Below are 16,502 nucleotides of genomic sequence, written 5' to 3'. Positions count from 1 at the left end.
GGCGTTCGGGAGAAAGGCCGTTAATGGCGGCTTTGCCAAGAGCTTTCGCAGCCGATTGCTAAACAGAACGGAGGGTCAAACCAGCCAGTTTTCAGCTAATTTGACCCTCCGAGTGACAAAAACCGTAAAGTGACAAAAACCGTAATTCGATTAAACCGGCGGTTCCCAGCCTTTGGCGTATTCGCGGCTCCAGAGTTTCATGGCTTCACGATCGCGGATGTGGCCGTTTTTCGTGTCGATGTCCAGCGCCTTGTTGGTCCGGAACGAAATGTTGGCCAGGTGACAGAGCAGCGTACTCTTCGCGCCGTCGTCGATGGTCGAATTCTGTTTTTCCGTCCCCCGAATGGCGTTGAAGAAGTTGACGACGTGGCGCGTGCTCATGTCGCCCCCACCGCCCAATGCGGTTCCGGCTTCGGCGCCTTTGGCTTTGCTGTCCTTCAGAAGCTTGCCGTCGCGGTTGAAAAGCTGGTAGCCGTCGCGGTCGACGTACACGCTGCCGTTGGTGCCGTAGATGATCGTGCCCCGGTCGCTGCCGTAGGTTTTGTGGCCGCTCCGGCTTTTGCCGTCCCACTTGATGATTTTATTGCCCGGAAACCGGAACGTCGCATCCATCGTGTCGTACATGACCCAGCCGTCTTCCGGGAAATGCCGCTTGGCCGCTTCGACCGTCACAAACTCCGGATATTCGACCTGAAGGGCCCAGCGGGCCACGTCCAGTTCGTGCGTCGCGTTGTTGCCGCTTTCGGCCGTGCCGTAGTCCCAGCCGTACCAGTGCCAGTTGTAATCCCAGGTATCGTGCCGGTACGGTTTGCGGGGTGCTGGTCCCTGAAACAATTCCCAGTCCAGCCCGTCGGGCACGGGCGCATCTTTCGGAACGGGCACTGCGCCCCGGTTTGCCGTGTAAAAAGCCACGGCTTTGTACGGGGTTCCGATGGCTCCGTTGTGGATCTGGCTGATCACGTCGATCGATTCCGGAGCCGACCGCTGCTGGTTGCCCATCTGAATCACCTTACCGTATTTGCGCTGAATTTCCATCAGGATTTCGCCTTCGCGGGGATTGTGGCTACACGGTTTTTCAACGTACACGTGTTTTCCGGCCTGCACAGCCAGCCAGGTGCCCGGAGCGTGCCAGTGGTCCGGTGTCGCGTTGATCAGCACATCCACATCCTTGTCGGCAATGACTTTCCGGATGTCGTTTTCCAGCTTCGGTTTGTAGTCGATATGTTTCGAAAATTTCTGAAGAGCGGATTCGCGCTGTTTCTGCATGACATCGCACAAATACACCAGCTCGACGTTGCTGTCTTTCTTCGCAATCGGTTCGTAATAGGCTCCCAGCCGCCGACCCAATCCGGCAATGGCCACGTGCAACCGTTCGTTAGCACCGATGATTTTGGCGTAACTTTTGGCCGAAAAGCCCGGAGCCAGTCCGCCCAACGTCAGTCCGGCCGTACCCAGGGCAGCTTTTTTGATAAAATCGCGTCTTGTGTTTTCCATGAAAAACAAATTCGTAAGTAAAGACTTTGTGTAAATCAGTTTATAGTTTACGGTTTACAGTTTTAAGAGCTAACATTCTGACAATATGATAATTACCGTCAACTATAAACAATAAATTGTAAACAAAAAGCTGTCCGACAGCCTGTGGCTATCCCATTACCTTACAGAAGTACGCTACTCGAAAAAAATACTATTGGACGTGGCTTTTTTGGCGAGGTATTTTTGAGAGACGAAACGATTTGGCTACATCCGGCGAAGTATACCTTGTTGTTTGTCACGCGGATGATGATATTGCAATTCGGATTCGGGCCGTGGCTGATGTCCGAAACCAAAGGAACCCGGCTTGAGAAAATAGAACATACTTCGTAGCACACTAACCCCTCTATTCCATGAATCCCAAACCACCGGTTATTACCTGTTTCGGAGAAATTCTCTGGGACGTTCTGCCCACCAGCAAACAACCCGGTGGAGCACCGATGAACGTAGCCGCCGACCTGCGCAATTTCGGCCTGAATGCCCAGTTGATCAGCCGGGTCGGTAGCGACGAACTGGGCCGGGAACTGCTGGATTTTCTGGCGCAGAAAGGACTGCCAACCGACTTGGTCCAGATCGACCTGTCACACCAAACCGGGGTGGCGCAGGCCAACGTATCCGACGCCAACGAGGTCACCTACCAGCTTGTGCAGCCCGTAGCCTGGGACCATATTTCACTGGAAACCAACCTGCTCGACACCGTTCGGCAAAGCGACCTGTTCGTGTACGGAAGCCTGGCCGCCCGCAGTCCGCAAACGCACGAAACGCTGCTGGCGTTGCTGGAGGTAGCGAACCGGAAGATCTTCGACGTGAATCTGCGGGCTCCGCATTACTCCCGCGAAACCGTGGAAGAACTGCTGCACCGCGCCAACATCGTTAAACTGAACGAACACGAACTGGCTGAACTCTCGGGCTGGTACGGCAACGACCCCGATCTGCGTCAGGGGATGGAGCAACTCCGCAACCGGTATCAGCTCGAAACGCTCTGCGTCACGCTGGGCGAACAGGGAGCTGCGCTGCTCGATGCGGGCGGTTTTGTCCAGCAGACCGGTTTTTCCGTCGAAGTGGAAGACACCATCGGCAGTGGCGACGCTTTTCTGGCGGCTTTTCTGTACAAAACGCTGGCGGGCGAATCGGCTCAGAAAACGCTCGAATTTGCCTGTGCCACGGGCGCGTATGTTGCTACGCAGCGGGGCGCGACGCCGTTTTTTTCGGCCGAAACCATCCACCGGCAGATTCTAAGGTCGGCGGTGCAGTAACGCGTGGGTCGGTTTGAGTTTTATGGTTTATAGGTATGACTTACATTCAATCAACTGATAATTAGATCATTAACAAAACAGTAAACTCTAAACTGTAAACCATAAACCGTAAATTATAAACTATTTTCATCGCATGAAGAACCCGCTTATTCGTCTTGTCTTTTTGGTTCTTTTGGGAAATTATTCGTTTGCTCAGATGACACAGCCGCTCCCGGGTTCGGAACCGCACCGCCCTCAGTACCATTTCTCGCCCAAAGCCCATTGGATGAACGACCCGAACGGGCTGGTGTATCACAACGGCACCTACCATCTCTTTTTTCAATATTACCCCGACGGCATGGTCTGGGGACCGATGCACTGGGGCCACGCTACCAGCCAGGACCTTGTTCGGTGGCAGGAACAGCCTATTGCGCTCTATCCCGACAACCTCGGCTATATTTTTTCGGGCAGCGCCGTCGTGGATGTCAACAACACCAGCGGTTTTGGGAAAGACGGAAAAGTGCCGCTCGTGGCCATTTTCACGCACCACGATGCGGAACTGGAAAAGAAAAAATCGGACCGGTTTCAGTACCAGAGCCTGGCCTACAGCCTCGACGACGGCAAAACCTGGACGAAATACGCAGGCAACCCGGTTTTACCCAACCCCGGCATTACCGACTTCCGCGATCCGAAAGTGCGCTGGTATGAACCGCAGAAAAAGTGGATCATGACGCTGGCCACCAAAGACCACATTACCTTTTACTCCTCGCCGGACCTCAAAAGCTGGACGCGGGAAAGCGCGCTGGGTCAGGATTTCGGGGCCCACGGCGGGGTCTGGGAATGTCCGGATTTGCTCCTATTTCAGCATAACGGCAAACAGGTGTGGGTCTTGTTGGTGAGTATCAACCCCGGCGGCCCCAACGGCGGTTCGGCGACGCAGTATTTTGTGGGCGATTTTGACGGCAAAATCTTCAAACCGTATTCGACCGACATTAAATGGATGGATTATGGCACCGACAATTATGCCGGAGTCACCTTCGCCAATACCGGCAACCGGACGATCCTGATCGGCTGGATGAGCAACTGGCAGTATGCCAACCAGGTGCCGACCTCGCCCTGGCGCAGCGCCATGACCGTCGCCCGCACGCTGGGCCTGAAGGAAATAAACGGCTCGTTTTTGCTGATCTCAACGCCCGTGAAAGAACTGGATGCGCTGAACGGAAAACCGGTTTTGCTCAGGAACCTGACGGTAAAGGGCTCCCAGGAATTGACTGCGAAAACCGGCAATCTGAACGGCTTATTTCGCCTGGACCTGACGGCTTCAAATTCGACGGATTTTGCCATTGTACTGGCGAATGAAAAGGGCCAGGAATTGGAGGTCGGCTACGATAAAACCGCCAACCAGTATTACATCGACCGCAGCCGTTCGGGTAAAACCGACTTTGAAAAAGGTTTCGGGAAACGCCACACCGCGCCCCGCCTGACGCCGGATGCCGCCCTATCGCTAACCTTGCTGGCCGACGTGGCCTCGGTAGAACTGTTCGCCGACGGTGGCCTGACGGTCATGACGGACATCTTTTTCCCCGACCAACCCATGAATCGGCTGTTTATCAAGTCCGCAAAAGGTCTAACTGTCAGCGAGTTGAAAGTTACGCCCTTGCATCTTTCAAAACCCTAAACCTTCGGTTGCCACAAGCCGTTGAGGCAAGAAACCGGTTTCGAATGCGTTTGACGGCTTTACTCGATTTCCTGGCGGTGTATTTCAAAACCGCCGATTATGCCCCGGAGGAGCGGGGCGGTATTTACATTTTACCGAATCCGGATTTCCTCGAACAACCGGTGGAACCGCTGGGGGTCGCGCTCGATCCCTGGCCCGGACTGCCGGACTGGCTGACTGAAAACCGCATCCGGACGCTCTGGATGCACCGCCCCTGGCAGCTCGACCCGGCGGTATTGCCCGAAGATGTCACAGTTTTGTTCCACCACCTGCCCTTTGATGAGCAACTAACCCTTGGCTACAACCAGCCGCTGGCGGATGCGCTGGGTTTGCCGTGGACAGATGCCGTTCGGCCCGAACCGCTTGGCTACAAACAGTCCCCCGGTTTGCCAAATCGCCCCATCGGGATGGTGGGCACGGGACCTGCGCTCGATTTTGGCGGCTGGTGCCAACGCAGCGCCGAACAGTTTGGCGGGTATGATGAAGCCGTGTTGGGAACGCAACCGCTGCCCGGTCGGATCGCGGTTGTGGGGGCTATGAATGACGCCCTGATTCGGGAAGCTGCCGAACGGAAAGTAAGCCTTTATATCACAGGACAATACCGGAAATCGGCCCGGAAAGCCGTTGCCGAAACCGGAATGGCCGTTATTGCGGTCGGACACCGACGGAGTGAGGAATGGGGCCTGCAAAGGTTGTCTGACATTTTGTGTACTCAGGCTCTGGGTATTCATATGCCTGCCGTACCACGCCCATTATTTGATGAGTAATTCCGCACTTATCTCCAAAGCAGTAAAGTGTTTGCTAAGTTGTATAAGCAGACACCGGCCTTCCTTCTTTCTGAACGTATAAGCGAGATAGTCATCAAAGGATCAACGGCGGAAACAGTACCCAGTTGCCCTTTCGGAAAGAATCAGAAAGCGATTTCCCGTCTCGTATTACCACCCTGACCCGGTAAACCGCCCTCTTGCGCCAGGTACCAGTACCCACATAATAAATTGTCCGACAATTTCCGGGATTAACTTTAATATACATGATTGATATTTAAGCTCCGAAAGGTTATGTTGTTTACAGTATAGAGAGTTCTACTCAACCGATGGCTGTCAGGCCTTATCTCTGCCCGTATGGTAACCAGCTTGCTTTCCGACAAACTGCTTGACATTCTCTTCGAGAAGCAGGATGACTTTATTGGCATTTATGATCTCGTTGAAGGCCGGTACATTCGGGTAAATGAGGCCGGAATCCGCATGCTGGGCTTCCCGTCCGAGCAGGCTTTCCTGGCTGATCCGGCCCGGTCACGGTCGCTGCGGGACCAGCCATCGGACAGCGAGTATTACAAGAAGTGGGTAAGCCATATTCTGCTCGATGGCCATGATGAAGAACTTATCCAGATCGAGCGGCAGAACGGCCAGACCTTCTGGGGGCAGGTGACGACTACGACCTTCGTCTCGCATGATCACCCGTACGCCTTAGTCCGGCTGACGGATCAGGAGCGACTGCACACGGCCGAGCGCGAACTGGAGCATAGCGTCCAGCGTTACCAGAGCGTTTTTTCCAACGCCACCATCGGCATCATTGTCTGCGATGAACGAGGAAAAATCATCTCGGCCAATCAATTGGCAGAAGTTCTCTTTGGTTACACGCCCGGCGAACTCGAAATGCTGACCATCGAGCAACTTGTTCCCCGTGACATCAGCCGGTATCATGAACGGCTCCGGCAATCGTTCAATACCGATCCGCAGGTGCGGGCCATGGGTCATAATCGCGATCTGCACGCCCAACGCAAAGACGGCTCGGTTTTTCCGGTTGAAATCAGTCTGAGTTATTTCCGGCTCGAAAACGAACTGTACGCCGTTGCCTACATCATCGATATTACGCTTAAAAAAGAGACGGAACGGCAATTACGGGCCCACAGCGAGCACATCAACCGGCTCAATACCGATCTGGAACAGAAAGTGGCCGACCGTACGCATGCGCTGCTCACCACGCTGGAGCAGTTGGAAAAATCGAAAGATGAACTGGCCAAAGCACTGGCCGCCGAGCGCGAACTGAGCGAGTTCAAATCCCGGTTCGTTTCAATGGCGTCACACGAGTTTCGCACCCCGTTGACGGTCGTTATGACCTCCGTCGCGCTCATCGAACGGTATACCCAAACCGACCACCAGGCGCAGCGCCAGAAACACCTCGACCGCATCCGGGCGTCGGTCAACCACCTCAACGACATACTTGAAGAGTTTCTGTCGGTCGATAAACTGGAAGAAGGAAAGGTCGAAGCCCGGCCCGCGGAAGTCAACATCACGGCCTTAATCGACGACACAGTGGCCGATATGCAGAACCTGCTCAAACCCGAGCAGACTATCCGGACCGATCTGTCGTGCTACGATTCGATCTGGCTCGACCCATCGCTGTTGCGGAAAATCATGGTTAACCTGCTTTCCAATGCCGTCAAATATTCGGGATCGGGGTCCGTCGTCACCGTGCGGGCCACTTGCACTGACCGACAACTTACAATTACCGTGGCCGATCAGGGCGTCGGGATTTCGAAGGAAGACCAGACGCACCTGTTCGAGCGGTTTTTCCGGGCGCAGAACGTCACCGACGTTTCGGGCACCGGTCTGGGGCTGCACATTGTCGGGCGGTACGTCGAATTGATGCGCGGCCAGGTGTCGCTGACCAGCGAACTAAACCAAGGCACCACCGTGACGCTGACCTTTCCGTACTGACAAACGCTACCGAATCGGAATCGTTTTGCTCTGCACCGCCGAGCCGCCAAACCAGCCCGTCGCCGGTTTTCCGTCTGCCCGTGTGTTGACGATATTGGTCGAGACGTTGGCGGTTGGGGTGGCAAACAAGCCGTCATTGCGCATCTGCCGTTGCAGCTCGGTCAAAAACCGGTAGTTTTCCGTCGTCAGCGAATGAATTTCCACCCGGGCGCGGTCGCCTTTCTGAAACGGTCCGGCGCTCAGCTCCAGTCCGTCGAGGTACTTTCCGTCCAGAAATTCGTCGTTGAAGAAAAACAGGTCCAGTTCCGGATTATTCAGCAGCGTATCGTTGCGAAAGACCTTGATGCGGTAATTGTCGGTCTGGCCTGCCGGTTCGCGGCCATAATAGGTCAGGAAAAAACCGGCATCGCGGTCGTCGGTTTCGTCCCGGTAAACCGTCCCGATGGAATCGATTTCCGGCACCCGGTGAATCCGGGTCTGGGCGGTGAAGGTTTCCCCGTTGGCTCGGACCGTCAGGGTATACACGCCCCCCACGCGCCCCCGCAGCGTTCGGGTCTGGTACAAACCGGGCTGGGTTTCGGTGAGCGTGTCGCGGTGACCCTGGTCGTCGGCCAGCACGACGGCGGCACCCGCCACCCGGGGCGTCGGCTGGTTGGCAAAATAAGGCGCCGTGGTGGAAAGGCGGACGGTATACGGCCCCGGCTGATCGGTGATCCAGCCATCGACCACCAATTGAGGGTCGCTGTCGGGCACCTGCAACGAGATAACGTCTTCGCAACCGGTCAACCCGATCAGAAGCAGACTAACAAAACCGAGCGATTGGCGGATAACTTTCATGTCAGAAGCGGAAATTATAGGTAACCGAAGGCAAAAGTGTTCCCAACACCGCCAGCCGAACGGCATTGGTCTGCCGGGTATTCCGGCCGTCGCTTTGCTCGAAATAGATGGAAAAGGGGTTCCGGCGGGCATACACGTTGTACACCGCAAACACCCATTCGCTGCGCCACCGACGGTCGGAACGGGGCCGACTGCGCCAGGAGGCCGAGAGATCCAGCCGGTGGTAGGCCGGTAAGCGGAAATTGTTCCGAACGTTGCCGGTATTAATCGGGACCACAATCGTGCCACCATCGACTTCATACCGGGCATTGGGCGCGGTGGTCGGTACGCCGGTGCTGTACGTAAAATTGGCCGACAGGTTCCAGCGGTCGGTCAGGGCGTAGGTACCGACGAGCGAGCCCACGTGCCGCCGGTCGAACCGGGCCGCGTACCACTGGTTGTTGCTGATGCCGCTGATTTGTTGTTCACTGCGCGACAGGGTGTAGCTCAGCCAGCCCGTCAGTCGGCCCTGCTGCTTCCGGAGGTAGCCTTCGAGCCCGTACGAACGACCTTTCCCATACAACAAGTCGGCTTCCAGATCAGGGTTCAGCCGGGTTTCGGCGCCGTTTCGGTAATCGATGGCGTTCTGCCATTTTTTGTAATAGACCTCGGCCGACAGTTCCCACCGGTTTTGGAGCGTTCGAAAATACCCGGTTGCCACCTGGTCGGCGAGTTCGGGTTTGATGTTGTTCGTCGAAGGTGTCCAGTTGTCGAGGGGCGAAGCGGCCGTGGTGTTCGAAATCAGGTGGATGTACTGCGCCATCCGGTTGTAGCTCAGTTTGACGGAGCTTTCGGGGTTGATCGTATACCGAACCGACAGACGCGGCTCCGGGTTGTAGTACGATCGGATGACGTCGCCTTTGCCAAACTGCCGCGTATCGACTGGGATTTTCGGCCCTTCGTCCGTATCGACGTATTCATGAACCTGCTGCGGGCCCAGGTAATCGAAGGCCGACAGCCGGATGCCGTATTGCAGCCCCCAGCGGGTACCGATCGTTTGTTCGTTATCGAGGTACAGGGCGTATTCGCGGCTGTGTTTGGCCGGAAGCGCCACCCCCTCCACCGGCGACGACGGGTTGGTGGGCGAAACCGCCCCGGGGTCGAACCGGTAGCGCAGGAAATTCCCGCCAAACGTCAGAGTATTGCGCGGATTGGCGTACAGCGTGAAATCGGCTTTCAGGGTATAGGTTTTGATGCCCGACGTCCAGGCGGCTCCCCGAATCCCCTGCGGCAAATCCAGCGAAATATCGCCCTGCGCTTCCTGCGGAATGCCCAACTGATAGGAGTAGGCACTGTAAACGCCCGTGAAGTTGGCAAAAAGCCGGTTGGAAAAGAGGTGGTTCCAGCGAAGCGTTCCCGTCTGGTTTTTCCAGGCCATGTCTATTTTTTTCCCTTCAAAATCGACCCGGAACACATCGTTGCTGGCGTACAGCGAGCCATAAATCCGGTCTTTGCTACTCAGACGGTAATTGAGTTTAGCGCTCAGGTCGTAAAAGTAAACGCTGTTTTTCTGAAGCTGCTCGTCGCCCGAAAGCCCCAGAATCAGGTCGGAATACGAACGGCGGCCCGCCACCAGAAAAGAACCCCGGGCACCTTCGTCTTCTCGCTTCCCGAGCGGGCCTTCCAGCGTCAACCGGCTGGCCACGGTGCCAATGCCCCCGGAGGCTTCAAACCGCTCGGTATTGCCTTCTTTCATGCGCACATCCAGCACGGACGAAAGCCGCCCGCCATACTGCGCCGGAATACCGCCCTTCACGAGCTTAACATCCTTGACGGCATCGGGATTGAAAACCGAAAAGAAGCCCATCAGGTGGGAGGAGTTATAAACCGGCGCTTCGTCAAGCAAAATCAGGTTCTGATCGACGCCCCCACCCCGGACGTTGAAACCGGTAGCACCTTCGCCGACGGACGTAACGCCGGGCAACAACTGGATGCTCCGCACCACATCGACCTCGCCCAGCAGCGTGGGCATGGCTTTCAGGCTGACCATCGACAACGACGTTGTCCCCATTTCCAGGTTATGAACGCTTTGGGAAGCCTGACCCGCTTTGACACTCACCTCGGCCAGTTGACGGCTGTCGGCCTGCAACCGGATTTGCAGCGGCTCGTGGTCCGTCACCGACGTCACGGGGATTTCCTGCGGCCGAAAACCGACGTACTGAATCAGAAGCGTGTCCGTCCGGGCGGGTGACGCCAGCGAAAAAAAACCGTATGCGTTGGTCACCACGCCCAGCGACCGGTTTTTGACCTGCACCGAAGCACCGATCAAGCCTTCGCCGTTGGCTGCATCCCGCACGTAGCCGCTCAGGCCGGGTTGGGGTTGTGCCCCGACCGGCTGACCGGCCCCGAACCATAAGGGAATCAGAAGAAGTAAACAAACATTTTTCAAGGTAATAGCACATTAAATAAACACTTCGAGGTTGACCGGCCCGAGAAAACCCACTGTCTGTCAGCTTATTCTGCCGCAGATGTAATTAGCCATCAGGGATTTGGACGAAGATGTAACTTCATAGCCGGTTTTAACTGCCGGGCAAAATTCGCGGGAATGGTCCGGTTTCGGGTTGTCAAATTTTGCTATTATGTTATTCCGTCCTTCCGCCCATCGCAATCTGGCTTATCAGGTGCTCCATTACGTCGAAACGCATCTGGAGGAGCCCTTTACGATTCGGGATATCAGCGATGAAGTGGGCGTATCCTACTTTTACCTGCACCATCTGTTCGGAGAAACGGCGGGCGAAAACCTGGGGCAACTCATCAAACGGATGCGCCTGGAACACGCTTTTGGCTACCTGAAGCACTCCGGGTATACGGTGGGTGATATCGGCGACCTGACCGGCTTTGGCTCCAAGCATTCGTTTAGCCGGGCTTTTTCGCAGTATTTCAATCAATCGCCTTCCAAAATCCGGGCGCAAAGCGAGCTGGTGGTGCCGGATAGTTTCATTCACCACGATCAGGGTCCACTCCTGACCACGTACCGCCAAAGCTGGAAACAGCGGATGCTCGATGATCAGTATGGGATTCGGTTCTTTCCGGAAATGACGTATTTTTTTCAGTATCTGGGCGCTCTTCCTGCCGAAGGAACCGAGCCGTTTGCCCAGCGGCTGCGTCGGTTGTTCGAGCTTCAGGGGCTGTTGGGTTTGCCGCTGGTCTTCAGCACATCGGCCATCGGCTGTGCGACCCGCCCGGTCAATACACTGATTCGGGCCGGTTTTCTGGCTCAAACGGCCGCGCAAAGTACCTTGCTGAAACAAACGGGATTTTTGCAATGTCGGTTGGAGAGTGGCAACTACCTGACCGCTTGTTTTGAAGGTACGCTACCGGCGGGCAGCGTGTTGACGTATTCCGTTATTCAGGAGTCGGTTCGGGAAGGGCTTTTTCAGGTTCGGGATCATTCGACGCTGCTGCTTATCAACCCGGCCAGACCCGGGCAAATCGATGTCTGGATACCGGTTGTTTAACGCAACTGGAGGGCCACAGCCGGTTTTCAGACATTGACCGGCACAATCGGCAACTGAACCGATACCGTCGTCCAACGGTTGTCCTGACTTTCGATGGTCAGCGTGCCCTTGTTCAGTTCAACGAGTTTTTGTACAATACTCAGCCCCAGCCCAAAACCTTGTTGTTCATACTGCTTCCGGCCAAATTGCCGGTACGGAGCCATCTGGCTGATGTCTTCGGGTTTGAAAAACCGTCCTTCATTCGAAATGGAAAGCCGGTACATTGATCCCAGCGTCAAACCGGTTACGGCGATCAGGCTGGCGGGATTCGAAAACTTGGCGGCATTGTCGAGCAATTCATCCACAATCGTCTGAAAATTTTCCTCGCCAATGCCGAGTTGAGCCGGTTGGACGTCAATACTTCGGCGAATCTGTTCATCTTGCCGCCGTTCGACGGTTCGGACAAGCTGTTCCATGAAGTCAGCGTCGATGTGGGTTTTTCCTGTTGTAAAAGCCGGGTACGCTTCGTGCGAAGGCGTCATTACCTGCAAGGTGTCCATCAGCCGGACGTTGTCGAGCGAGCGTTTCAGGCGCAATCCGCAAACCCGGATCATGTCCAGCATCGACACCTTATCGGCCCGGTCGAACTCGTCATAATGATCGGCCAGCAGATTAGCAAATCCCAGAATGCCGTTAAGGGGCGTGTTGTACTCATGCCCGGTCGACTGGATGACTTTCAGGTGTTGCTCGGTCAACTGCGCCCGCAGGCTGGCTTTGCGCAGGGCTTCGCGTTGCAATCGGCTCTCGATCGCCAGCAGCAGATTTTCGCTCGTAAACGGTTTGGTCAGGTAATCGTCGGCACCCAGTGTCATGCCATACCGCTGATCAACCGGGTCGGTTTTGCCCGTCAGGAAGAGGAATGGAATAGCAGCCAGTGCCTGATTGCCCCGAATGGTTTCGAGCACCTGATGGCCGTTCATTCCCGGCATCATGATGTCGCACAAAATCAGGTCAGGCGGAACCTGTACGGCCCGAGTGACCCCTTTCATACCGTCGGCTGCGGTTTCAACCTCAAACCCGTTCAGACGCAGCCATTCGGCCACATTCTCCCGGATTTGTACTTCATCTTCGATAACTAGAATTTGTGCTGGCATCTGACTGATCGTGAGTAGTAGCAATTTCTCTTACGCGGGATACACCGTCAATCGATCCTTCCACCATCGAAGGGAAGCTATATAACGTGTAGCATATACGCAAAATGAGTGACAATCTACCGCCAAACCTATGACTCAGCACAAGCTAAATCCTGACAATAATCATGTTTTTACTCATTGTAAATCAATTTAATACCACCATCAGCGCGTCTGGTTAAATTTATCAAAACTGGCCTGGCTGTACCGGCGAACATCTGACAGGCAACATCCGATGCAGGCAAACTTACCGATAACCAATGCCCGACCGGTCGTTCGGTTGCTAACCGGTGTTGAACAACCCTTTGTCTTCCCCGGTTATTCTGCCAGATTAACTGTGCGGCCTGTGTCTTCATCTGCTTCAACCTCTTCATCAACTTCTTCCCGGAAATGGATCATTCTGGGCACGCTTATGTTCGGTACCTTCATGTCGACGCTCGACAGCAGCATCGTGAACATTGCGCTGCCCACCATCCGGCGCGAACTGGGCGCGGGCGACAGTGTCGAGTGGATCGTGCTGTGTTACTTGCTAACCACCACGAGCACCCTGCTCATCATGGGAAAACTCTCCGACTGGGTCGGTCGGCGGCAGCTTTATATCACCGGTTTTGGCGTTTTTGTGCTGGGTTCACTGCTTTGCGGGCTAGCCTGGGATTTGTGGTCGCTGGTCGGTTTTCGGGTCGTTCAGGGGTTAGGCGCTTCGATGATCTATGCTGTCGGTCCGGCCATTATCGGCGATACGTTTGCGCCCCACGAACGCGGGCAGGCGATGGGGCTTATGGGCTCGATCGTAGCCGCCGGTTCCAGCGCCGGGCCGGTGATAGGCGGTTTTCTGCTGGGCAAGTTCGGCTGGTCAAGTATTTTCTTCGTGAATGTCCCGATTGGCCTGCTTGCCATCTGGCGAGCCTGGACCATTTTGCCCGACAGTCCCAAAACGCCCGGCCAGCGGTTTGACTTGGTTGGAGCGGGTTTATTTCTGGTTGGCGTCACGACCTTACTCACCGGCCTAGATTTTGGGCCTGAACCGCAGTATGGCTGGAATGATCCGCTCGTAGTCAGCTTACTAGTCACCGGCGCGGTGCTATTACTGTTGTTTTTGCTTTGGGAAAGCCGCGTCCGCGAGCCCATGTTGCAATTGAGTCTGTTCCGGGTTCGGCCGTACACAGCGGCCATCTTGGCGGCTTTTTGCGGTTTTGTGGCTTCGGGTGGAAATCTGTTTGTGATTCCATTCTTTCTGCAACAATTGCTGGCGCTCAGCCCTGAAAGGGCCGGGTTGGTACTCCTAGCCGGGCCGCTGACGCTCAGCCTGGTGGCTCCGCTGGGCGGTTATCTCTCCAGCCGCATTCCGACCCGCTGGTTGTCGTCGGTTGGTTTACTAATTACGGCCTGTGGATATTTTGCGTTCTCCTTTCTAGACACCGGTTGGGATTGGCAGGATGTGGTCTGGCGAAGCGCACTGATCAGCATGGGATTTGGGTTGTTCCAATCGCCCAACAGCAGCACGGCCCTGAATGCAGCCCCGGTAGAGCAGCGCGGCACCGCCAGCAGCATGATTGCCTTTATGCGGAACCTGGGTTTTGTCGTTGGGATTGCCCTGGCGGCTGCCGTCTGGTACAGCAGCCGGAATCGCTATGCGCTGTTAGTGGGGGTATCGCCCGAATCAGCTACTGCGCAACTACGCGGCATGCACTATGCTTACTTAACCATGGCCGGTCTGGTACTGACCGGAGCTCTTATCTCCTTTACACGGCCAAACATTACCCCTGCAATTGTTGAACCGCAGCCAAAGCAGCCAGATACGCCGGTCATCAATACTGTTCATTGATCATGATCCGCTATAATACAAATAAAATATATTTATATAAATACCACATACTTGTATCACAATATCCGTAAAATAGTTACCTTTGAGCGCGTTTAAAGGTTTTCGTAGACAACTTCATTACGGTTAAGAAAACAGACACGCCCGGCGGGTATTCCGCCGGGCGTTGTTTTAATTGTAAAAATACAGAAACGTCACGTCTTTTCGCCGTCCTGTCAAAAGGAGCGCGGCCACAGGGTTAAAAATATAGCCCGATTCAAGTTCCGAATACACTATATAATCGAGATTGGGGTAATAGACATTAAATTGAAGCATGTTGGTATTTTCTTAGAACGAATATAAGAATAATACCGGAGATGCAGGAGCCCAAGATTTGTTTTCCTGATTTTTTGTAAGGCCACGTAACTAAAAACAAACCCGGTTCAGGGAACCGGGCTGTTCATATTTTCTCTGTTCTACGTATATGTGTGTTTTTTACACAATTGTAATGCCAATGTTACCGAAAGTCTATAAAAAGTAACATTTGTCATTACCAGACATTGGTTGTTCGAAAAAACCTGACAATAATCATTATTCAAATCTCATTTGAGACTTTGTATATTGAAATAAAAGACTAATCATTCGTAGAAAACCAGTTATAACATCCACGGCCGAACGCAGTTCTGTTGTGCCATTTTCTTGTCTTCCTTTATTTTCTTAGTTTTAATCGCCTGGTTTAAAATGAAACTTCCTGGTGCAGCACCTCACGAATCGTTGGATCCGTCTTATCGGTATTAGTCTGCTGGCGGTGCTGAGCATCAGTTCCAGTGGTTATTTGCGTCCCCCGATCACGCAGGAAAGATACCTTAAAATTGGAATAGCGGTTTTCTTCGTCATCCTGATCTGGGAAAGCAACCGGCTGTTAATCGGATTTTTTCTGAAGCGGTATCCGCAACGTTCCCAAACCCTCCGGCGAATCCTGTGGACGCTGCCTGCTGGCTTTCTGGTGACAACGGTACTCATTGTCATTGTGAACATAGGATCTTCGCTGTTGCTTACTGGTCGCCCGTCGTTTCCAACCCGCTCCGCCGACAGCATCCTCTCGAGTGCCTTTTCGATTACACTGGCCATCCTGGGCGTTTACGAAGCCTTCCGGATTTCGTTTCTGCTGCGTCAGTCGGAAAAAGAAAAAGAGCAGCTCAAAATTGCGAATCTGCAAAGCCAGTTGGAAGCCCTCAAACAGCAGGTCAACCCGCATTTTTTGTTTAACAGCCTGAATTCACTGGGGGCACTCATTGAAGAAAATCCGGCGCAGGCCAGCCGGTTTTTGGAAGAGCTGAGCAGTGTCTATCGCTATCTGCTTCGTTCCAACGAACAGGATCTGATTGCCTTGACAACCGAACTCGATTTTATCCGCTCGTATTTCCATCTGCTGAAAACCCGCCACGGCGAAGGGCTCGAACTGCGGCTGCGGGTAGACGAGCAGTACGAAAACGATCAGTTGCCTCCGCTCACCCTCCAACTGCTGGTTGAAAATGCCGTCAAGCACAATATGGTGCTGCCCGATCAGCCGCTGACCATCGAAATTACGACCACCGAAGATGGCCACGTTCAGGTGGTCAACAACCTGCAACGCAAGCGCAGCCGGGTGTTGTCCAACGGCGTTGGCATCAACAATATTTTAAGCAAATACCGGATGCTGAACCAGCCCGTTCCGAGCATTCGGGAAACCGGCGGAAAATTCTGGGTCACGCTTCCGCTGATCAAACAAAAAGCCTGAGATTTTCTCGGTACTTTTTTGAGGTTCGGTCCTGGCAGCTCACTCTTTATTTCCTTCCATCCATCCCCTTTTACCAACCATCCATCACCCCCGGCTTGTATCCTGCCAAATTGTCCTGTTCCTTGCAATTCTGAAGGCCCGGGGTGATTAGGATTGATTTTTGCAGGAATGTTAAAACATTGACGTTGAAATTTTTATTATCCGTAAAATAGTCTT

Annotated in this window: 11 protein-coding genes; 7 read left to right on the top strand and 4 right to left on the bottom strand. The window is 54.2% G+C overall.

What is annotated here, in order from left to right:
* Positions 1 to 150: 150 nt before the first annotated feature.
* Complete coding sequence (locus ACO2Q8_RS10560) at positions 151 to 1,494, bottom strand: Gfo/Idh/MocA family oxidoreductase (RefSeq protein WP_423344768.1); 1,344 nt, start codon at positions 1,492 to 1,494, stop codon at positions 151 to 153.
* A 389-nt stretch (positions 1,495 to 1,883) separates the two neighbouring features.
* Between ACO2Q8_RS10560 and ACO2Q8_RS10555 the strand changes: the two genes are divergently transcribed.
* From ACO2Q8_RS10555 to ACO2Q8_RS10540, 4 genes are all read left to right on the top strand, one after another.
* A complete protein-coding gene (locus ACO2Q8_RS10555) occupies positions 1,884 to 2,786 on the top strand; it encodes a carbohydrate kinase family protein (RefSeq protein WP_423344767.1) in 903 nt (300 codons plus the stop codon).
* 133 nt (positions 2,787 to 2,919) lie between these two features.
* Entirely contained in the window at positions 2,920 to 4,443 is a 1,524-nt protein-coding gene (locus tag ACO2Q8_RS10550; protein WP_423344766.1) for a glycoside hydrolase family 32 protein, read from the top strand.
* A 44-nt stretch (positions 4,444 to 4,487) separates the two neighbouring features.
* Positions 4,488 to 5,249, top strand: a complete 762-nt coding sequence (locus tag ACO2Q8_RS10545; RefSeq protein ID WP_423344765.1) for a Nif3-like dinuclear metal center hexameric protein — start codon at positions 4,488 to 4,490, stop codon at positions 5,247 to 5,249.
* 354 nt (positions 5,250 to 5,603) lie between these two features.
* Positions 5,604 to 7,202: a PAS domain-containing sensor histidine kinase gene (locus ACO2Q8_RS10540; protein ID WP_423344764.1), complete on the top strand. Its 1,599-nt coding sequence runs from the start codon at positions 5,604 to 5,606 to the stop codon at positions 7,200 to 7,202.
* A gap of 6 nt (positions 7,203 to 7,208) precedes the next feature.
* Here the strand turns inward: ACO2Q8_RS10540 and ACO2Q8_RS10535 are convergent, their stop codons facing one another.
* On the bottom strand, positions 7,209 to 8,039 hold the full coding sequence (locus ACO2Q8_RS10535) for a DUF4249 domain-containing protein (RefSeq protein WP_423344763.1): 831 nt from the start codon (positions 8,037 to 8,039) through the stop codon (positions 7,209 to 7,211).
* Position 8,040: 1 nt separating this feature from the next.
* A complete protein-coding gene (locus ACO2Q8_RS10530) occupies positions 8,041 to 10,467 on the bottom strand; it encodes a TonB-dependent receptor (protein WP_423344762.1) in 2,427 nt (808 codons plus the stop codon).
* A 190-nt stretch (positions 10,468 to 10,657) separates the two neighbouring features.
* Here ACO2Q8_RS10530 and ACO2Q8_RS10525 point away from each other — a divergent pair, with 190 nt between their 5' ends.
* Positions 10,658 to 11,536 carry a helix-turn-helix transcriptional regulator gene (locus ACO2Q8_RS10525; protein ID WP_423344761.1) on the top strand — a complete coding sequence of 293 codons (879 nt, stop codon included), beginning with the start codon at positions 10,658 to 10,660 and terminating at the stop codon, positions 11,534 to 11,536.
* 26 nt (positions 11,537 to 11,562) lie between these two features.
* Here the strand turns inward: ACO2Q8_RS10525 and ACO2Q8_RS10520 are convergent, their stop codons facing one another.
* Positions 11,563 to 12,669 (bottom strand): hybrid sensor histidine kinase/response regulator, encoded by a 1,107-nt coding sequence (locus ACO2Q8_RS10520; RefSeq protein ID WP_423344760.1) that lies wholly within the window; start codon positions 12,667 to 12,669, stop codon positions 11,563 to 11,565.
* Between the two features lie 382 nt (positions 12,670 to 13,051).
* Here ACO2Q8_RS10520 and ACO2Q8_RS10515 point away from each other — a divergent pair, with 382 nt between their 5' ends.
* Together ACO2Q8_RS10515 and ACO2Q8_RS10510 are read left to right on the top strand one after the other, a co-directional pair.
* On the top strand, positions 13,052 to 14,530 hold the full coding sequence (locus tag ACO2Q8_RS10515) for an MFS transporter (RefSeq protein WP_423344759.1): 1,479 nt from the start codon (positions 13,052 to 13,054) through the stop codon (positions 14,528 to 14,530).
* Positions 14,531 to 15,260: 730 nt separating this feature from the next.
* Positions 15,261 to 16,286, top strand: coding sequence for a sensor histidine kinase (locus tag ACO2Q8_RS10510; protein ID WP_423344758.1), 1,026 nt, complete (start codon positions 15,261 to 15,263; stop codon positions 16,284 to 16,286).
* Positions 16,287 to 16,502 lie beyond the last annotated feature (216 nt).

The organism is Larkinella sp. VNQ87 (assembly GCF_049445795.1).
In the GTDB taxonomy this organism is placed as follows: Bacteria; Bacteroidota; Bacteroidia; order Cytophagales; family Spirosomataceae; genus Larkinella.
The sequence above is the reverse complement of the archived record's forward strand: the minus strand, read 5'-3'. Positions and strand labels throughout refer to the sequence as shown.